Origin of the sequence: Burkholderia sp. BCC1999 (assembly GCF_905339975.1) — a bacterium.
GTDB lineage: Bacteria > Pseudomonadota > Gammaproteobacteria > Burkholderiales > Burkholderiaceae > Burkholderia.
Map to the genome: position 1 here is coordinate 462,522 of NZ_CAJPHP010000001.1, position 17,925 is coordinate 480,446.

18 protein-coding genes and 1 pseudogene are annotated in these 17,925 nt (G+C 65.9%); 3 read left to right on the forward strand and 16 right to left on the reverse strand.

The features are described from left to right. Positions 1-20: 20 nt before the first annotated feature. Positions 21-932 (reverse strand): LysR family transcriptional regulator, encoded by a 912-nt coding sequence (locus U5809_RS02025; protein ID WP_322085269.1) that lies wholly within the window; start codon positions 930-932, stop codon positions 21-23. 90 nt (positions 933-1,022) lie between these two features. Next, a complete protein-coding gene (locus U5809_RS02030; protein ID WP_322085270.1) occupies positions 1,023-2,024 on the reverse strand; it encodes an AraC family transcriptional regulator in 1,002 nt (333 codons plus the stop codon). 171 nt (positions 2,025-2,195) lie between these two features. Between U5809_RS02030 and U5809_RS02035 the strand changes: the two genes are divergently transcribed. Beyond that, a complete protein-coding gene (locus U5809_RS02035) occupies positions 2,196-2,735 on the forward strand; it encodes a GNAT family N-acetyltransferase (protein WP_282512883.1) in 540 nt (179 codons plus the stop codon). Between the two features lie 31 nt (positions 2,736-2,766). Here the strand turns inward: U5809_RS02035 and U5809_RS02040 are convergent, their stop codons facing one another. Then, entirely contained in the window at positions 2,767-2,988 is a 222-nt protein-coding gene (locus tag U5809_RS02040) for a hypothetical protein (protein ID WP_282512881.1), read from the reverse strand. 23 nt (positions 2,989-3,011) lie between these two features. After that, a complete protein-coding gene (locus U5809_RS02045; protein WP_322085271.1) occupies positions 3,012-3,392 on the reverse strand; it encodes a hypothetical protein in 381 nt (126 codons plus the stop codon). A gap of 511 nt (positions 3,393-3,903) precedes the next feature. Here U5809_RS02045 and U5809_RS02050 point away from each other — a divergent pair. Then, entirely contained in the window at positions 3,904-4,614 is a 711-nt protein-coding gene (locus tag U5809_RS02050; protein ID WP_322085444.1) for a response regulator, read from the forward strand. A gap of 33 nt (positions 4,615-4,647) precedes the next feature. Here the strand turns inward: U5809_RS02050 and U5809_RS02055 are convergent, their stop codons facing one another. The 5 genes and pseudogenes from U5809_RS02055 to U5809_RS02075 all read right to left on the reverse strand — a co-directional run bounded on the left by U5809_RS02055 (position 4,648) and on the right by U5809_RS02075 (position 9,532). Further along, positions 4,648-5,130 carry a DUF1641 domain-containing protein gene (locus U5809_RS02055; protein WP_322085272.1) on the reverse strand — a complete coding sequence of 161 codons (483 nt, stop codon included), beginning with the start codon at positions 5,128-5,130 and terminating at the stop codon, positions 4,648-4,650. Positions 5,131-5,536: 406 nt separating this feature from the next. Beyond that, a complete protein-coding gene (locus tag U5809_RS02060; protein ID WP_322085273.1) occupies positions 5,537-6,049 on the reverse strand; it encodes a low affinity iron permease family protein in 513 nt (170 codons plus the stop codon). A 168-nt stretch (positions 6,050-6,217) separates the two neighbouring features. After that, positions 6,218-6,340 (reverse strand): annotated as a pseudogene (locus U5809_RS02065) (DUF305 domain-containing protein); the annotation flags it as partial. A 147-nt stretch (positions 6,341-6,487) separates the two neighbouring features. Continuing rightward, positions 6,488-8,344, reverse strand: a complete 1,857-nt coding sequence (locus U5809_RS02070) for a tannase/feruloyl esterase family alpha/beta hydrolase (protein WP_322085274.1) — start codon at positions 8,342-8,344, stop codon at positions 6,488-6,490. Positions 8,345-8,395: 51 nt separating this feature from the next. Continuing rightward, a complete protein-coding gene (locus U5809_RS02075) occupies positions 8,396-9,532 on the reverse strand; it encodes a porin (RefSeq protein WP_322085275.1) in 1,137 nt (378 codons plus the stop codon). 468 nt (positions 9,533-10,000) lie between these two features. Here U5809_RS02075 and U5809_RS02080 point away from each other — a divergent pair, with 468 nt between their 5' ends. Continuing rightward, positions 10,001-10,939: a LysR family transcriptional regulator gene (locus tag U5809_RS02080; RefSeq protein WP_322085276.1), complete on the forward strand. Its 939-nt coding sequence runs from the start codon at positions 10,001-10,003 to the stop codon at positions 10,937-10,939. Between the two features lie 13 nt (positions 10,940-10,952). Here the strand turns inward: U5809_RS02080 and U5809_RS02085 are convergent, their stop codons facing one another. The 7 genes from U5809_RS02085 to U5809_RS02115 form a co-directional block, all read right to left on the reverse strand. Beyond that, positions 10,953-11,351, reverse strand: a complete 399-nt coding sequence (locus U5809_RS02085; RefSeq protein WP_322085277.1) for a RidA family protein — start codon at positions 11,349-11,351, stop codon at positions 10,953-10,955. A gap of 85 nt (positions 11,352-11,436) precedes the next feature. Beyond that, positions 11,437-12,213, reverse strand: coding sequence for a benzoate diol dehydrogenase BenD (benD, locus tag U5809_RS02090; RefSeq protein ID WP_322085278.1), 777 nt, complete (start codon positions 12,211-12,213; stop codon positions 11,437-11,439). Next, on the reverse strand, positions 12,210-13,232 hold the full coding sequence (gene benC, locus U5809_RS02095) for a benzoate 1,2-dioxygenase electron transfer component BenC (protein ID WP_322085279.1): 1,023 nt from the start codon (positions 13,230-13,232) through the stop codon (positions 12,210-12,212). The genes benD and benC overlap by 4 nt, the downstream gene beginning before the upstream one ends. Before the next feature lie 39 nt (positions 13,233-13,271). Further along, positions 13,272-13,760, reverse strand: coding sequence for a benzoate 1,2-dioxygenase small subunit (gene benB, locus U5809_RS02100; protein WP_322085280.1), 489 nt, complete (start codon positions 13,758-13,760; stop codon positions 13,272-13,274). Then, positions 13,757-15,115 (reverse strand): Rieske 2Fe-2S domain-containing protein, encoded by a 1,359-nt coding sequence (locus U5809_RS02105; protein WP_322085281.1) that lies wholly within the window; start codon positions 15,113-15,115, stop codon positions 13,757-13,759. The genes benB and U5809_RS02105 overlap by 4 nt, the downstream gene beginning before the upstream one ends. Positions 15,116-15,228: 113 nt before the next feature. Then, positions 15,229-16,173, reverse strand: a complete 945-nt coding sequence (gene catA / locus U5809_RS02110; RefSeq protein ID WP_322085282.1) for a catechol 1,2-dioxygenase — start codon at positions 16,171-16,173, stop codon at positions 15,229-15,231. Between the two features lie 51 nt (positions 16,174-16,224). Next, positions 16,225-17,361, reverse strand: coding sequence for a muconate/chloromuconate family cycloisomerase (locus tag U5809_RS02115; protein ID WP_322085283.1), 1,137 nt, complete (start codon positions 17,359-17,361; stop codon positions 16,225-16,227). Positions 17,362-17,925 lie beyond the last annotated feature (564 nt).

Consider the following 17,925-nt stretch of genomic DNA (forward strand, 5'->3'; position numbering starts at 1 on the left):
GCCGGCCGTAGCAGCGGCCTTCACGGCGCAGGCGCCGGTGCGGGCTCGCCTTCCGCCAGCGCCTGCTCGACGAATTCGACGAATGCGCGGGCGCGCGCGGTGACCAGGCGGCCGGCCGGAAACACCGCCCACAGGTCGACCGGCGGCAGCGCCCAGTCGGTCAGCACCGCCTGAACGGCACCGGACGCGAGCTCGGGCGAGAACATCCAGCGCGACGCGACCGCCAGCCCCATGCCGCCGATCACGGCGGTCCGCATCCCTTCGGCCGCGCTCACGCGCAGGCGCCCGGACACGGCCACCGCGACCTCGGCACCGTTGCGGCTGAACGACCACGCTTCGCCGCCGCCGCGTTGCGCATACACGATCGCCTGGTGACCGGCGAGATCAGCCGGCGATTGCGGGATACCGGCCCGTTCGAAATACGCCGGCGTGCCGACGACGAGCCGCGGGCTGCGCGCAATGCGGCGCGCGATCATCGACGAATCGATCAGCGTGCCCATTCGCAGCGCGACGTCGGTGCCCTCTTCGAGCAGGTCGATGTTGCGATCGTCGAGCCCGAGGTCGATCTCCAGATCGGGATGACGGCTCAGGAACGTGTCGAGTTTCGGCAGCACGTGCAGGCACGTGAAGCTGACGGCCGCGCTCACGCGCAGCTTGCCGGACAGGCTCGCGGACGCATCGCGCACGACGTGCTCGGCCCGGTCGGCCTCGCGGATCGCCACCTTCGCGTGTTCATAGAAACGCTGGCCGGCGTCGGTCGTCGTCAGCCCGCGCGTCGAACGCAGCAGCAGACGCACACCGAGCCGCTCCTCGAGCTGCGCGATCGACTTCGAGATCGCCGGCTGACCGAGATTCATCCGCTTCGCGGCCGCCGAGAACGAACCCGCCTCCACGACGCTGACGTAGGTTTCCATTGCCGTGAGTCGATCCATGTCCTGCTTCTCCTTGTCCTTGTTTCATGCGGCATGCCGCACGCGCAACGGGTCATCCGATGCTCGCGGCAGGCGCTGCCCGCAGCGGGCCTACTCCGCGTCGGCCTCGTCGTCGTCGACCGGCGTCGCCGCATCGCGCCGCTCACCCATCGACTGGCGCCGCCAGTCGCCTGGCGTCATGCCCGCCCAGCGCGTAAACACGCGCCGAAACGCAGCCACCGACTGATAGCCGACCTCGGACGCCACGGCCTCGGCGCTGGTCGACGGCTGGCGTAGTGCGTTCGCGGCAAGACTCATCCGGATGTCGGTCAACAGGTCGGCTGCCGAATGCCCGAGCTTCGACTGGAAATGACGCATGAAGGTCGCGCGCGACATGCTGCACAACCCGGCCAGCTCGGGCAGCGTCCACGGCCGCGCGGGATCGTCGAGCATCGCGACGATCGCGGGCGCGAGGCGCGGATGGCCGGCCAGTGCAAGCAGGCCGGTCGGCGCCTGCCCCGTTTCGCTGATCGCGCGCAGCGCGAGCGCGAACAGCGCCGCCGACAACGCATTCAGGATCGCGAGGCCGCCGAGCTGCTGTTCGAGCGACTCGGCACGCATCAACTCCACGAGTGCCGTCAGCCGGGCGGTGACAGCCAGCGCATCGGGCATTCGGCTGTCCGCCGCCGCACGCACGACGAGATCCGGCGGCAAGTGGCGCCGGATCAGCCGGTCGTGCGGCGGCGCCACCACGAAACGGCCGCACAGCATGTCGAGCCGCTCGCCGGTGCCCGCGTTCTCGCCGATGAGGACGTGCCCGCCCGGCCGCTTGAAGGCCGGCACCGGCGGCAGCCCGCTGCCGTCGTGCAGCACGTGCGGCGAGCCGTGCGGAAACAGCACGATGTCGCCGCTGCCGAGTTCGTGCACGGCGCCGTCATCGGGATTCTCAAGGATCGCGCGGCCGCGCAGCACGACGTGATACGGAATCTCGCACGCGGGCGAGCGCTCGTACGCGATCGCCCACGGCGCGCCGAACGCGCAGCGGATCTCGAGCTTCCCCGTGACCGTGACGAGCGCCATGAAGCGGCTGAGCCAGTCGGATTCGAGCGTCATGTTGAGTGGTGAAGGCGAGCCGGTCGTGCGGCACATGCCGCACGAGATTACGATTATCGCGCGGGAAGCGGGATCCGATCGTCATGCCGCCACCGTCGTTCAGGGGTTTTGATATGATTTCGGCGCTTTGACGGTCTGGCTGTTCTGTTCAACTCTGTTCCGGAAACCTCGATGCCGCCTGTCTCTTCCCCGCCCGTTCTCGACACGCCCCGTCTCGTCCTCGAAGGCCATCCGCTCGGCGACTTCGACGCGCTCGCCACGATGTGGGCGGAACCGGCTGTTGTCGCGCACATCTTCAACGGCGAACCGTCCGCGCCGCGCGATTCGTGGATGCGCATGCTCGCGTATCGCGGCCTGTGGCCGCTGCTCGGCTACGGCTACTGGGCGATTCGCGAGAAGGCATCGGGTCGTTATGTCGGCGATCTCGGCTTCGCGGATTTCCACCGGAACATCGAGCCGTCGGTGCGCGGCGTGCCGGAAGCCGGCTGGGCGCTCGCGACCTGGGCGCACGGCAAGGGCTACGCAACCGAGGCGCTTGCGGCCGCGCTGGCGTGGCTCGACGGGCAGCAGCGGTTCGAGCGCAGCGTGTGCCTGATCGCACCGACGAATGTCGCGTCGATCCGCGTGGCGGAGAAGGCCGGTTATGGCGAGCCGGAACGCATCCGCTTCAACGACGCCGATTCGTTGCTGTTCTCGCGTAAAAGCCGATAGGCGCGGGCACCGCGTCGACCCGGCGGCCGGGTCACTCCGCTGCCGGTTCGTAGAAATGCTTGAAGAGGCTGTTGTCCATCGGCCAGCAGTTTCCGCATTCATCGAGCAGGATCCAGTCGCCCGGCTTCACCGAGCGCCAGCCTTCGGGCGTCGCGACGGCCCAGTTGCCGTGACGGCTCTCCACCCGGTCATGATCGCCCTCGGCGAACCACCGTGTTGCATTGACATAGCTGGTGCGTTTTCTGAATCTCATGCCACTCCCGAAGGAAGCGAATATCAGCTTCGTGTTGCAGGGCGGGAATTGGATCGGATGCCCGTGCGGGCAGCACGGCGCGATGCTGCAGCGCCCACCCCGAGCGGCTGCTGTTTTGCCTTCAGCGCGTTCATCGCCGCGCGGGCTTCGTGCAATGCAACCCGGCTGTCGGCAATGCGCACCTGCAACGTGTCGCGTGCGACCGCGGAGATCCGGACGTCGATCTCCTGCATGCGCCTGAGCGCCGCCAGCACCTCGTCGGGTGGTTCGGGCGCAAGCGCAATCACGAACTTCAAACGCGCGTCGGCGGCCTGAACGGCCCCGCTCCAGTCGGCCCGCGCCACCGCGATTTCGATCGCGTTCGTGAGCGCATCGAGACGCTGGACGACTTGCAACGGCGTCATTTCATTCCCCGTCAATGACACGCAGCCCGCTTGCCTGCCCGGCGAGCGCCAGCGCGTAATACGGCCGGGACACCAACGAATCGCGGTCCATCATGCGCACGTGGCAGGTGCTGCAATTGTAGGGACGGATACTCGGCGATGCTGGTAATATTTTGTAATGATATGTCGAGTAACCTTGCCTGGCCTCGGTTCCGCCCATGCCGGCGACGTTCGGTGCAACGGATTTCCGCAAACGTTTTCGTCTGAAGGATGCCTGATCGCGCATCCGCGCCGGCCCCGCGCCGGATATCGCGCCGAACCGTTTCGACCGGACGCACGCCGGCGCGTCGCCAGCCATTCACTACTCCGCCAGCCAGCTGCGATTTCCACATCGATACGCTCACCGAACGAATCAGATTTCGTCACATTCCGCCGGAATGTTGCGCAGTACCATGCACGTCGCGTCGGCTACCGCGCGTTCGGACTGGGCCTGACCGCTCGCCACTTTCCCGTTTTACCCCCTCGTTCAGCGATGCCCATCCGAATCCTCCTCGTCGAAGACGACGTCCCTCTGTCCGCGCTGATTGCCGACTATCTGCGCAAGCATCATTACCAGGTGGACACGCTGTTCGACGGCGCCAGCGCCGCCGCGACGATCGTCGCGACCCGCCCCGACGTGGTGCTGCTCGACATCAACCTGCCGGGCAAGGACGGCTTCGAGATTTGCCGCGCGGCACGCACGCAATACGACGGCGTCGTCATCATGGTCACGGCCCGCGACGAGCCGTTCGACGAGCTGCTCGGCCTGGAACTCGGCGCCGACGACTTTCTTCGCAAGCCGGTCGAGCCGCGCATCCTGCTCGCGCGGATCAAGGCACAGTTGCGGCGGATACGCCCGCAGCCGGCCGACTGCGTGCCGGATTCGCCACAGCGGTTCACGTTCGGCAAGTTCTCGATCGACCGCGCGGATCGCCGCGTCCACCTTCCCGACGGCAGCGTACCGCGCCTGACGTCGACCGAATTCGACCTGCTTTGGGCCCTTGCGTGCCGCGCCGGCGAAGTGGTAAGCCGCGCGGACCTGACGTTGCTGCTGCGCGGCATCGCGTTCGATGGCCTCGATCGCTCGATCGACGGCCGCATCTCGAAGCTGCGTCGCAAGCTGTGTGACGACGCGACCGAGCCAAAACGGATCAAGACGATCCGCTCCAAGGGTTATCAGTTCAGCAAGCACGCGTGGGAATGACGTCGCGCGCGTGCCGACGTGCGGTGCTTCGGATTACGTACCCTTCGTCTTTTCGTCCGGCGCGGCAACAGGCGACTGCGGATCGCGCGCGAGGCCTTGCGCGAACACCTTCAAACCCTCGAGCAACGGCGTCAGCGCATCCCACAGTGCTTCGTCGTGTAGCAACCGGTACGCCCCGCGCACACCGGGCGCGACATGTTCGTGCTGCGACGGCTGCCACGCGCCGACATGATGCAGCGCGTCGGCGGCCGCGAACACGGCCTTGCCGAACTGCTCGGGCGGAATGCGCGACAGCGCTGTGAGCAGAACGGCAAGATTCTGCATCCCGCTTTGCATGCCCGGCTTGTCGAGCGCATCGACGAACGTGTCGGCCAGCCGCGCGTTCGCGCTGACGACCTCGTTGGCGAAATGCAGGAAGCCGTGCCGGTGCAGGCTGCCGAGCAGGTGTTCGAGCGCGTCGTGCGCGCTGGGCTCCGCGTGCGGAGCGGTCGTATCAGGGGGCTGGCGTTCGGTCATCGGATGTGCTCCGGATGAGGCGCCAGGCGGCCGGTGCTCCGGCCGCCCTGCATGCGCCGAATTCGTGTCTCGTGTCGTTCACCGCGCTGCCGGCAGGATCGAGGAAGTCCATGGCGGCCGCGCCTCAGGCAAAGGTCAATGCAGCGACCGCAAGATTCAACAACGGATTCGAAGGCGTTCCGGAATTCATGACGACACCGTAGGCCCCCGGAACGGCCGGGTTTCGTCGCAACGCGCGGCACGTGTCATGCCCCGAGCGATCGCGGCAGCGGCAAGCGGGTACGTCAACGCGCGCTGGGCACACGGACAGCTTTCACTCTGCGACGCCTGGACAGAAATGACAAGCAGTTGAAAAATCGTCGGCCGTCCCCGTGCCTGGCGCCACCGACTTTCTCCCATCCACCCTTCAGGATTCGGGCGGATGATCCGCCTGCCCGCGATCACGGGCCGCGTCCGGTTCGTCTTCGCGGGCGGCCGCCCGCTTCGCCATGTCGAGGTAGGTCCGTGCCATCGCGCGCAACTCCTCTTCCGATGCGTCCTCGATCCCGATCAGCCGGTCGCTCGCCGCGTGCGTGACGGCCACGAGTTCGTCGAGCTTCAGGTGAAGCGCGACGCTGTCGCGATTCTGATTGCGCTGCAGCAGGAACACCATCAGAAACGTGATGATCGTCGTCCCAGTATTGATGACGAGTTGCCATGCGTCCGAATAGCGGAAGATCGGCCCCGTGAGAAGCCACAGCACCGTGACGGCGACCGCGCTACCGAATGCGACCGGCGAACCGGCCCATACGGTCACATGCGTCGCGAAACGTTCGAACGCACGCGTGACGGGATGTCGTACCGTCACCGCTCGCGGGTCGGCGGTGGCCCGGGCCTCCTTGCCCGTCCTGACACGGGATGGATCGTTCGAATCACGCATGGCGCCTCCCGGATACGAATGTCAATGTCGGCGCACACGCGGGCCCGTCATGCGCGATGGCATGGGGTTCGGTCCCGTCATCGAGCGCCGTCCACGAACGAGCAGCTTGTGTGCCCGGTAGCGTGGCCGGCCATGCTCGGCGGCTCACGACGTCTTGCCGTGCTCCTTCTACCGGCATGCCGTCAGCGCGATCTCGTCGCGTTGCGCGGTAACTATCCGGCTGGCGAGTTGCCGCAGTGCAGGATCCTTGCGGTACTTCAGCTCGACCTGCGCCATGTCGATCGCGCCCTCCATCGCTTCCATTCGGTGCCGGTGTCGGAACGGGAGGGCTGGCAACCGCGCGGTGCAATTCACAAGTAAGCGGGCGGACGGGGGGCTTCGGACTGCAGATGACGGATGCGCACGGCCTGCTCCGCCGTGCGCATCCGCACGCCCGCGTTACTTGCACGAATAGTTCGCCGCGTCCTTGATCGACCCCGAACCGTTGTACGTCGCCTTCGTCGGATACATGCAGACGGGCTGGCTCGCGCTGCCGTCCGCCGACGTCAGCTTGATGCTGGCAGGCGCGTTGCCGTTCTCGACCCAGTTGACCAGTTGCGCATACAGGTCCTGGCGGTCGGCATGCGGCAACGGCAGCGTACTGGCCGTTTGCGCCGGGCCTGCCGTGCCGTTGACACCGCCATAGCCGCTGCAATGCCCCATGCCCGGAACCAGGAACAGCCGGTCGAACTGCTGCACGGCGGGAATGCCGCCCATCCGGCTCGCCACGCGTTCGTAGTAGTTGATGCTGCCCGACGGCGTGATCAGCGGATCAGCCAGGCCATGGTAATGCAGCACCTTCGCACCGCTCTTCACGAGCCCCGACAGGTCCGGGTTGTCGGTATTGATGTTGCCGAACGACGACTGCAGCGCGATCCCCTGGTCGTAGGCGTTCGCGAGACCGGCATAACCCAGGCTCTTCCACTTGTTCGCGCCGTTCCCGGTCGCGTTCGTGAAGTTGGCGCCCGCGATCGTCGGATCCTGCAGCTCCAGCGCGACCAGGTCGGTCGAGATGCTGAACGGCGACGCGCCGGCCAGCGCACCGGTCAGCGTGCCGCGCATCAGGCCGAACCACAGCTGGTTGCTGGCGAGCGACGTGGCCGTGCCGATGTCGGCCGCGGGGCTCGGCACCGAACCGTCGCGCGTCATCCCGTACCAGGTCTTGTTCATGGCCGTCGCCTGGGCGGCCGTCACGCACGCGGCCGTCGTGTTCGTGCCGGTGACGGCGCCGATCTTCACGCCCGAGCACAGCACGGTCGCGTCCTGGGTCGGATCGAAACGACACTGGGCCGGGTCCATCAGGTAACCGAGATGCTGGCCGCCGACCGAATCGCACGCGCTGACCGCCGCCCCCGACAGCAGCGACTGCTGCGCATCGGTCAGCGTCGCGCCGCCGAGATCGCTTTGCGCGACGACCTGCGGATACAGTTCGCCCGTGATGAACTTCGACCAGTTGAAGGCAGGCGCGCCGTTCAGGTAGCCGTCGTAGTCGGACGGGTTGTTCTGCACCTCGTTGTAGCCCTGCCGGCCGCCCGTCGAACAGCCGTCCCAGTACGCATACTTCTGCGGCGTCGCGTAGTACGCAGCGACCAGCGCCTTCGTCTTGAGCGCCAGTTCGTGCAGGCTGCGCTGCGCGAAGTCGTTCCACAGCGCCGTGTTGATCGTGCCGTCCGGATTCATCGCGAACGAACCGTTCGGGACAGCATGCCCGGTATCCGTCGTGCCGACCACCGCGCCCTCGGCGGCCGCGATCGTCGCCGCGCCCGGCACGCCGCCGGCGCTCGCGACCTGCGTCGGGTCGTCATACGCGCCGCCTTGCCAGCCGCCGCCGCCGAGATTGTGGATCCGGTGATTCCAGTTCGCCGGCGCAGGCAGCCAGATCTCCATGCCGATGCCGGCCGACGTCGACGGCGCGCCTGCCGGCCCCGCGTGACCGGGGCCCACGTTCAGCTTGACGAGACACAGGTCGCTGCCGGCCACCGGTGTCGCGGACGTGGCAGCCGATGCCGTCAGCACCAGCGGATCGCCGGCCTTGAACGACTTCACGGCGATCACCGAGGTGTTCGCGTCCGGCGCGAAGCGCGCCTTCATCGAGTCGTTACATTCCAGCGCGACGGACGTCGTGCCGCTTCCCGACGCCTCTACGTCGTGATCGTTACAGCCGGACAACGCCAGCGTGCCTAGCGCAGACGCGACCGCCAACGCACCCACACGCCATGCACGGCCACCGCCGTTGCCGCTTGTCGTCGAATTCATGTTGCCCCTCCGTCTTCTCTCGAGTTATGTGCGTTTACGAAGGCGATCGGCTCAGAACATGTGCCGGATGCCGGCCATCACGCCGACCTGGTTTTGCCCCGCTGCGGGCGTCGTGCCGCCCCCACCCGCGCTGATCGTGAACGCGGCATGCGCGCTGTTGGCGAGGTACGCACCTTGCAGATAGACGGCCGTCTGCTTCGACAGGAAGTAGGTGCCGCGCAACGCGCCGAGCGTCGCGCGCGCATCCTGGCCCGATACGTTGACGTGATAGACGCCGCCGTCGACGAGGAAGGCCGGCGTCACGTAGTAGTTCGCGGTGAGGTAGAACAGGTTCGAATGCACGTTCGGACCGCCCGACGAATCGGTGTCGACCCAGCGGCCGATCCAGCCGCCGCCGATCTTCACGCCGAACGCGTTGACGTAGCCGTTGACCTGCGCGCGATCGTCCTTGTCCCCGTTCGACGTCAGCGGCATCGGCTTGACGCCGTCGAAGAAGTTCGCGGCCGCCGTCGCGCCGCCGCCGCGTTGCTCTTCATACGAAGCGGCCGCGCCGAACGACGTCGAATCGTATTTGAGCATCGCCGACCACAGCCGGCACACGGTCGTTTCGCCGGGCGTCGGCCCCGCGCATGTGCCTTGCCCCGGCGAGTTGCCGGTCCCGGCCGAATCGCGGCCGAACGAATACATCGCGCCGGCCGTCAGGCCGCCGAACTTGCCGCGCCATGCCACCGCGTTGTCGGCGCGCCCGTTCGGGATATACGCGTCGAGGGATGGCAAGCCATAGATGTTCGGGCCGAGCAGGTCGGAATCGAGCACCGCGTAATACGTCATCGTGTACTGGCGGCCGAACGACAGCGTGCCGTACGGGCTTTCGATCCCCACCCAGCTTTGCCGGCCGAACAGCCGACCGCCCTGCCCCATCGTGCCGCTGCCGACGTTGAAGCCGCTCTCCAGCGCGAACACGGCCTTGTAGCCGCCACCGAGATCCTCCGATCCGCGCAGCCCCCAGCGCGACGGCAACTCGCCGGTGACGGACGGCATCCGGACGATGCCCTTGCCTTCCGCGTTGGCGTGCGACACATACTCGACGCCCGTATCGATGACGCCGTACAGCGTCACGCTGCTTTGCGCAAAACCGGCCGTCGTGAATCCGAGCAAAGCTCCGCCTACGAGATGCTGAAATCTCATTCCGTCTCCAAATGTTGATATGGGTATTTCTTGTTGATTCGGGCTACTGATCAGTAACCTGACATTTCGGTAAAAAAGGACCGATCCGGATCATCGCGTGGTGACAGTCGAGCATCGACGCGCTTTCGCTCGACTCGCCGCGGGCTTCCGGCCAAAGGGGATGTGATCGGGGGGCGTCTCCTTGTTGCATTGTTCCGTTCGGCTTTGCAACCTGTTTGCGGCGATAGTAGCGACCGCAAAATGACCAGTCCAACACCGAATGGGTATCGGTTCATATCTGCGAGGTATGCATCGCCATGCCGCCATCCTTTGGTGCATCGATTGCGGCCATGCATTAAAAAATCGATCTGCAAACCGAACTAATTTTTACGAAATTCCAGTCACGCCGCCCCCGTCCCTGCCTTAGAATCGACATAACCCATTCGCGCCTCGCGCCCTCATCCCCCTCCCCACTCGACGGCAACGAACATGGAGCTACGCCATTTGCGCTATTTCGTCGCTGTCGCGGAAGAGCGCAGCTTCACACGCGCCGCACAAAGGCTTCACATCGCTCAGCCGCCGTTGAGCCGGCAGATCCAGCAACTCGAACAGTTGCTCGGCGCGTTGCTGTTCGAGCGTGAATCACGTCCGCTGAAGCTCACCGAGACCGGCCGCTTCTTTCACCAGCACGCGGTGCAGTTGCTCGCTCAAACAGCCGAACTCGAATCGATGACGCGCCGCGTCGGCAAGATCGAGCGCAGTCTTTCGGTCGGCTTCGTCGGCTCGACGCTGTACGGGATGCTGCCGAAAGTGATTCGCCGCTATCGCCAGCTGCATGCGGAAGTCGAGCTGAGCCTGCACGAGATGTCGACGATGGACCAGATCAAGGCGCTCAAGGAAGGCCGCATCGATATGGGCTTCGGGCGCATTCGCCTCAACGACCCGAGCGTGCGCCGCGTCGTGCTGCGCGAGGAGCCGATGATCGCGGCGCTGCCGCTCGGCCACCGGCTGTGCGCAACGAACGCGCCGCTGTCGCTGCACGATCTGCTCGGCGACACGCTGATCGTGTTTCCGAAGGCGCCGCGCCCGAGTTATGCGGACCAGGTGCTCGCCGCGTTCCATGACCGCGCAATCAAGCCCGCACGCGTGCTGGAGACGCGCGAGCTGCAGGTTGCGCTCGGTCTCGTCGCGGCCGGCGAAGGTGTGTCGATCGTGCCGAAGAGCGTATACGGGCTGAAGCGCGACGACGTGTCCTACCAGGAACTCGACGACGCGCGGCTCGTGTCGCCGATCATCATGAGCATGCGCATGCTCGACGAATCCGACGACATCGAACGCATGCTGCGGCTCATCTACGACCTGTACGACGAACACGGCATGGCGTACCTGCCTCCGGCGTCGCAGGACCGCTCGGAAGCCGGGCCGTGATGCAACGTCGCGGTCAGTCCGGCAGCACGGCCACCGCCTTGATCTCGACGATGTAACCGGGCGAGCCGCCCAGCATGTGCGCGCCGACCGCCGTCCATGCCGGCTTCGGATGCGCGTCGAGGTAGCGGTCGCGTACCTGCATGAACAGCGGCAGGTCGCGCATGTCGGTATGGAACGTCGTCAGGTCGACCACGTCGTTGAACGACGCGCCGGCCGCCTCCAGCACCTGCTTCAGGTTCTCGAACGCCTGCACGATCTGTGCTTCGCGGCCTTCGACCAGTTGCATCGCCGCATCGCGACCGATCTGTCCGGACACGTACAGCGTTTCGCCGACCCGCAGGCCCGGCGCGTAGCCGATTTTCTCGTACACCGCTTCCATTCCGGCCGGAACGATGGCTTTGCGATCATGCATGGATATCTCCGTGACCGGCGTCGTTGCGCCGGCCGTCTGGTTGTCGATGAGGGCTGTCGATGAACGAAGGCAGGCGGCGCGCCGCTCAACCCGTATCGCCGCCCGCGACCGGCAGCACCGTACCGGTGATGTAGCTGGCCTCGTCGGACGCGAGGAACAGGATCGGCGCGATCTGCTCGTCGAGGCTGCCGTAGCGCTTCAAGTACGTCGAGTCGGTGACCTGCCGCACGGCCTCGCCCATCCACGCCTGTTCCTGCGCGCTGTCGCCGGCCGCATTGCGCGGCACGCGACGCGGCGGCGCACTGGTGCCGCCCGGCGCGGTGGCCACGACGCGGATGTTGTGCTCCGCATACTCCATCGCGAGCGCCGACGTCAGCGCGTTGACGCCGCCTTTCGCCGCCGAGTACGGCACGCGGCGAATCCCGCGTGTCGCGTTCGACGAGATGTTGACGATCGTGCCGCCGCCGCGTGCGAGCAGGTGCGGCAGCACCGCGTGGCAGGTATAGAGCGTCGGCATCAGCGAACGGCGGATTTCCGCGTCGATCTGTGCCGGCTCGAATTCGGCGAACGGGCGCATGCGAATCGCGCCGCCGACGCCGTTGATCAGGATGTCGATGCCGCCGAACGTCTGCACCGCGTACGCCATCGCCGCATGCGCACCTTCGTAGGTTTCGAGATCGGCGACGAAGCCTGCCGTCTCGCCGCCGGTCGCCTCGGCTGCCACCTCGGCGACGAAATCCGCGCGATCGACGAACAGCACCTTGCCGCCCTCGGCCGCCGCACGCAACGCGACGCCTCGGCCGATACCCTGCGCCGCGCCGGTGACGACGACGACCTTGCCGGAGAATCGTTGCATGGTCATGCCGCCTTTGCCGTGACGTTGGGGGTGAACTTCTCGTAGTGGAAGCTGTTCGGCTTCACGCCTTCGTCGTCGAAATACTTGCGCACCGCGTCGACCATCGGCGGCGGCCCGCACAGGTACACGTCGACGTCGCCGTCGTTCAGCGCATCGGCCGGGATGTGCTGCGTGACCCAGCCCTTGCGCGGATGGTCCGACGCGGCATCCGCGATGACCGTCGCGAAACTGAAGTTCGGCAGCTTCGCCGCATACGCTTCGATCGCATCGACCAGCACGAGGTCGAGATCGCGCGTCACGCCGTAGATCAGGTGCACCTTCTGCTGCGAGCCGCTGCGCGCCAGCACTTCGAGCATCGACAGGAACGGCGCGAGACCCGTGCCGCCGGCCAGGAACAGCAGCGGCCGCTGCACGTCGCGCAAGTAGAAGCTGCCGAGCGGGCCGTGCAGTTCCAGCGTGTCGCCCGGCTGCGCCGATTCGAGCCAGGTGCTCATCACACCGCCGGGAATCTTCTTGATCAGGAAGCTGACCTTCGCGTCGGCCGGCGCCGACGAGAACGAATAGGAACGATGCTGGCCGCTCGCGGGCACGTCGATGTTCACGTACTGGCCCGGCAGGAACACGGGCGCGGCCGCGCCGACATCGAGCTCGAGCACGACGGCCGCATCGTTGTGCTGCTCCACCTTCGTGACCTTCGCGGCAAAGCCGCTCTGCCCGGTCTTGCATGCGACCGACGAAGTCGGCACCGCGATCACGCAATCGCTTTGCGGCACCATCTGGCACGTCAGCACGAGGCCGCCGTCCTTTTCATCCTCGGTGAGCGCATCGTCGATGTAGTCGTCGCCGAGATCGTAGCTGCCGCTTTCGGCGCGGCACTTGCAGGTGCCGCACACGCCGTCGGAGCAATCCATCGGCAGGTTGATCTTCGCGCGGAAGGCGGCGTCGAGAACCTTCTCGCCGGCCTTGCAATCGATGAAGCGGGTTACCCCGTCCTCGAAATTCAGTGCAATCTTGTAACTGGACATGGTGTCACCTCCACTTCTTTTCATGACAAAACAACAGCGTCAGACGTGATAGACGTCGAGCACCTGCCGGATGTAGTCGTTCTTCAGCACGATCTTCTTGTGCGAAATCAGCAGCGCATCGCCTGCACGGCGCAACGTGACGAACATCGTGCCGAAGAAGTGATCGGTCACGCGGTAACGGTGGTTCAGCGTGTGAAAGTTGTACCGCACGTCCACTTCGTCATCGCGCTCGGCCAGCACCTCGACGTTCGTCACGTTGTGGCTGGTACGCGGCTCGGGCGTCGACGCGCCGCTGCGCTCGGTCTTGATCCGGAACACGCGATCCTCGAGGCCGCCGCGGTCCGGGTAGTACATCAGCGAGATCTGGCTCTGGTGATCGTCGGTCGGCCGGTCGTCGTCGTCCCACGCGGGCATCCAGTAGGTGACGTCTTCCGCATAGCAGGTCAGCCACTCGTCCCACTGGCGATCGTCGAGCAGGCGCGCTTCGCGATACAGCGCCGCGCAAATGGTCTGGTAATCGAAGCTCATGCCGCCACCTCCCCGCGTTCCTTCTTCAGCGCATCGCGCATCACATGCACCCAATGTTCGTGCTGGCACACGAACAGCCCTTCATCCTCGCTGCGCTCGCCCGAGATGCGCGGGTTCAGCCCCATCTTCTTCGCGTTGTCGTCCGGCCCGTCGACCCACAGCGGCGCGCCGCGCGACAGGTCGTTCCACATCGCCGTGATGCCCGCATAACCGGCCTGGCACGCGCGGAACTCCTCGAGATCGTCGGCGGTGCCCATGCCCGTCACGTTGAAGAAATCCTCGTACTGGCGGATGCGGACCGTGCGGTCGGTTTCGCTCTCGCCCTTCGGCGCGAAGCAGAAGATCGTGACTTCGGTCTTGTCGACGCCGAGCGGTCGCACCACTCGAATCTGCGTGCTGAACTGGTCCATCAGGAACACGTTCGGGTACACGCACAGGTTGCGCGTCTGGTTCACGATGAAATCGGCCTGCACGTCGCCGACGCGCGCCTTGATCTCTTCACGGTGCTGATACACCGGCCGCACTTCCGGGTTCATCGTCTGGGTCCACAGCAGGATGTGACCGTTGTCGAACCCGTACACGCCCGCGACCGACTTGCTCCAGCTGTTCGCGTCGACGGCCTTGGTGCCGTCTTCCTTGCGGCGGCCCATCGTCGCCGCGTAGTTCCAGTGCACGGTGCTGACGTGGTAGCCGTCGCAGCCGTTTTCCATCTGCATCTTCCAGTTGCCTTCGTAGATGTAGGACGAGTTGCCGCGCAGCACTTCGAGCCCGTTCGGCGCCTGATCGACGATCTGGTCGATGATCACGCGCGCTTCGCCGAGATAGTCCTCGAGCGGCAGCACGTCCTCGCTGAGGCTGCCGAACAGGAAGCCGCGATAGTTCTCGAAGCGCGCGACCTTCTTCAGGTCGTGCGAGCCGTGCGTGTTGAACTGCACCGGATACTCGGTCGTCTTCTCGTCCTTCACCTTCAGCAGCTTGCCGGTGTTCGAGAAGGTCCAGCCGTGGAACGGGCACGTGAAGCTGCCCTTGTTGCCGTGCTTGCGGCGGCACAGCATCGCGCCCTTGTGCGCGCAGGCATTGATGACCGCGTGCAACTCGCCGGTCTTGTCGCGCGTGATCACGATCGGCTGGCGTCCGATCCACGTCGTGTAGTAGTCGTTGTTGGCCGGGATCTGGCTTTCGTGCGCCAGGTACACCCAGTTGCTCTCGAAGATATGCTTCATCTCGAGCTCGTACAGCTCCGCGTTCGTGAAGATGTCGCGGCGGCAGCGGAATACGCCGGCCTCCTTGTCATCCTGCACGGCGGTGGCGAGCAGGTGATCCAGTTCGTTGGCTTGATCGATCGTGGCGGACATGTTGGCTCCTCCCATGCGCGTGCCGCGTCCTGCAAGCACGCTCGCATCGGTTTCGGTTGAATCTCGCGGAAACCCGGCCGGCGGCGGCGCAATCGCGCCGCGCCGCCAGGCGGTTACGCCGTCGCGGCTGCGCGCGGGCGGTGGACGATCTGGTTGTCCTTGCCCTGCACCAGCGGCGTCAGCACGAAGTTGAACTCGATGTCCTGGTACGCATCGGCCTTCATGCCAAGCGCCGCGCCGCCGGTCTTCTCGACCACGGGCGGGATCAGTTCCTCGCGCGTCGCATACGCGAAGTCATCCCAGATCAGCGGATCGCCGTCGATGTTGAACTGCGTCGTCAGCTTGCGGTGATCTTGGCTGTCGACGAAGAAGTGCACGTGCGCGGGGCGGTTGCCGTGGCGGCCGAGGCCGTTCAGCAGTTGCTGCGTCGCGCCCTGCGGCGGGCAGCCATAGCCGACCGGCATCAGCGTGCGGAATTCGTACTTGCCGTCGGCGCCCGTCTTCACCGCGCCGCGCAGGTTGAAGTCGGTCTGCGCGCCGGTCGGGTCGAAGTGCGAATAGAAGCCCTTCGAGTTCGCGTGCCAGCATTCGACCAGTGCGCCCGCGACCGGCTTGCCGTCGAGGCCCGTGACCGTGCCGTGGATCACGAGCGGGCCGGCACCTTCGTCCGCGTCGAGGTCGATCTTCGACACGCCGTCGCGCACCGGTGCGCCGGCCACGTACAGCGGCCCCTCGATCGTGCGCGGCGTGCCGCCGTCGAGGCCGACGGCCTTGTCGGCGGCGTCCATCCGGATGTCGAGGTACTTCTCGAGACCGAGGCCGGCCGCGAGCAGCGCTGCTTCGCCATCCTGACCGAGTTTGTTCAGGTAGTTGACGCCGGCCCACACTTCGTCTGGCGTGATATCGAGATCGTCGATCGCCTTGAACAGGTCGCCGAGCAGGCGCAGCACGACCTGCTGCGTACGCGCGTTGCCGCCGTTCGTGTTGTCCGCACCCGCGTTCGACGCGGCCTTCAGCAGGTCCTGCACTTCCCGGGTTTCGAAAACTTTGACGCTCATGATGGTGTCTCCACGTGTATTTGGGGGGATGACGGCTGTGCCTGACTCGGGCTACCGCGCGACTCTCGTGAGTCCGTCGCGGGTGAAACGCCTGACCTTGTCTTCGTCGAGCTCGATGCCGAGACCGGGGCCGTCCGGCACGGTCAGTTCGAAGTCGCTGTAGTCCAGCGGCTGCGTCAGGATCTCTTCGGTGATCAGCAGCGGCCCGAACAGTTCGGTGCCCCACTGCAGGTTCGCGAAGCTCGCGAACAGGTGCGCGGATGCGACCGTACTGAACGCGCCTTCGAGCATCGTGCCGCCGTACAGCTCGATGCCCGCGGCATCGGCGATCGCGGCCACGCGCTGTGCGGCAAAGAGGCCGCCGCTCTGTTCGATCTTGATCGCGAACACGTCCGCGCCGTGATGCTTCGCGATCTCGAACGCGCTGTCGGGGCCCTGCAGGATTTCATCGGCCATCAGCGCGACCGGGAAGCGGCGCATCAGGCGCGCCAGCGCCGCGGCCGAGGCCACCGGCTGCTCGACCAGTTCGCAACCGGCATCGGCCAGCGCCGGAATCGCGCGCGCGGCCTGCGTTTCGCTCCACGCCATGTTCACGTCGACGCGCACCGATGCGCGGTCGCCGACGGCCTTCTTGATCTCGGCCACGTGCCGGATATCCGTCTCCGGCGACTTCGCGCCGATCTTCAGCTTGAACACGTTGTGGCGGCGCAGGTCGAGCATCCGCTCGGCTTCGGCGATGTCGGTGGCCGTATCGCCCGACGCGAGCGTCCACGCGACCGGCAGGCGATCGCGCCGGCGACCGCCGAGCAGTTCGCTGACCGGCACGCCGAGCCGCTTGCCGTGCGCGTCGAGCAGCGCGGTTTCGAGCGCGCTCTTCGCGAAATGATTGACCTTCACGAGCTTGCCGAGGAACGCCATCAGCGTCTGGATGCGCGTCGCGTCGCAGCCGACGATCGCCGGTGCGAGGTACGCATCGATCGCGAGCTTCATCGCTTCGGGACTTTCCGGGCCGTAGGCCATGCCGGCGATCGTCGTGCCTTCGCCGAGGCCCGTCACGCCGTCGCTGCAGAACACCTTCACGAGCATCAGCGTCTGGCCGTGCATCGTGGCCACCGACAGCTTGTGCGGGCGGATCGTCGGCAGATCGACGAGGCGGGTTTCAATGCGTTCGATGGTGACGGAGGACATGGGGCACGCTGCTTGGGGGGTGTTCATGGAACGGATTTATACGCCCCGGCCAAAACCACCGTCCAATACTTTTGGGTGGGATTTTTGATACCTGGTAGGTATTGAAATCAGGCTCATCACGCGGAATACTGCGGTGCGCCATACCTGTTTTGGCTAGGTATGCGGGCGGAGAGGCTTGATGGGGCGCGGTCGTGAGGGTTCGGGGGATCGTTTGGGCGGGGGCGCACAGCGGCCGCTTGTGGCAGCGGGAAAACCGGCTGAAACCGGCGGCCTGCGGGGTCGATCAGGGTTTTCCTGATGGGAAAAATGGTTGGGCTGATCGTCCGGACTTCAGCTTCGGCGTCGGTTTCTGCGAACAACCGGAAGGAATCGGGTGAGCGGATATCGACGTTTGTTGTCGATGCCCGTTGTTCATCAGAGGCTGACGGGTGCTATCGGCCAACTCCGGCCATTCGCCTCCACGCGAGGCAGGTCACTCAAATGTCGGTCCCACCCGGACAACGGGCAGTCGTCGCCCCAAGGGCCTCGTCGCGCCGTTGACCGATTGCGGACGGTCGGGCAGAC

Excerpts from the sequence above, each read along its gene's own strand:
- U5809_RS02025 (WP_322085269.1), bottom strand. The coding sequence starts at position 932 with ATGGATCGACTCACGGCAATGGAAACCTACGTCAGCGTCGTGGAGGCG.
- U5809_RS02030 (WP_322085270.1), bottom strand. The coding sequence starts at position 2,024 with ATGACGCTCGAATCCGACTGGCTCAGCCGCTTCATGGCGCTCGTCACG.
- U5809_RS02035 (WP_282512883.1), top strand. The coding sequence starts at position 2,196 with ATGCCGCCTGTCTCTTCCCCGCCCGTTCTCGACACGCCCCGTCTCGTC.
- U5809_RS02040 (WP_282512881.1), bottom strand. The coding sequence starts at position 2,988 with ATGAGATTCAGAAAACGCACCAGCTATGTCAATGCAACACGGTGGTTC.
- U5809_RS02045 (WP_322085271.1), bottom strand. The coding sequence starts at position 3,392 with ATGACGCCGTTGCAAGTCGTCCAGCGTCTCGATGCGCTCACGAACGCG.
- U5809_RS02050 (WP_322085444.1), top strand. The coding sequence starts at position 3,904 with ATGCCCATCCGAATCCTCCTCGTCGAAGACGACGTCCCTCTGTCCGCG.
- U5809_RS02055 (WP_322085272.1), bottom strand. The coding sequence starts at position 5,130 with ATGACCGAACGCCAGCCCCCTGATACGACCGCTCCGCACGCGGAGCCC.
- U5809_RS02060 (WP_322085273.1), bottom strand. The coding sequence starts at position 6,049 with ATGCGTGATTCGAACGATCCATCCCGTGTCAGGACGGGCAAGGAGGCC.
- U5809_RS02070 (WP_322085274.1), bottom strand. The coding sequence starts at position 8,344 with ATGAATTCGACGACAAGCGGCAACGGCGGTGGCCGTGCATGGCGTGTG.
- U5809_RS02075 (WP_322085275.1), bottom strand. The coding sequence starts at position 9,532 with ATGAGATTTCAGCATCTCGTAGGCGGAGCTTTGCTCGGATTCACGACG.
- U5809_RS02080 (WP_322085276.1), top strand. The coding sequence starts at position 10,001 with ATGGAGCTACGCCATTTGCGCTATTTCGTCGCTGTCGCGGAAGAGCGC.
- U5809_RS02085 (WP_322085277.1), bottom strand. The coding sequence starts at position 11,351 with ATGCATGATCGCAAAGCCATCGTTCCGGCCGGAATGGAAGCGGTGTAC.
- benD (WP_322085278.1), bottom strand. The coding sequence starts at position 12,213 with ATGACCATGCAACGATTCTCCGGCAAGGTCGTCGTCGTCACCGGCGCG.
- benC (WP_322085279.1), bottom strand. The coding sequence starts at position 13,232 with ATGTCCAGTTACAAGATTGCACTGAATTTCGAGGACGGGGTAACCCGC.
- benB (WP_322085280.1), bottom strand. The coding sequence starts at position 13,760 with ATGAGCTTCGATTACCAGACCATTTGCGCGGCGCTGTATCGCGAAGCG.
- U5809_RS02105 (WP_322085281.1), bottom strand. The coding sequence starts at position 15,115 with ATGTCCGCCACGATCGATCAAGCCAACGAACTGGATCACCTGCTCGCC.
- catA (WP_322085282.1), bottom strand. The coding sequence starts at position 16,173 with ATGAGCGTCAAAGTTTTCGAAACCCGGGAAGTGCAGGACCTGCTGAAG.
- U5809_RS02115 (WP_322085283.1), bottom strand. The coding sequence starts at position 17,361 with ATGTCCTCCGTCACCATCGAACGCATTGAAACCCGCCTCGTCGATCTG.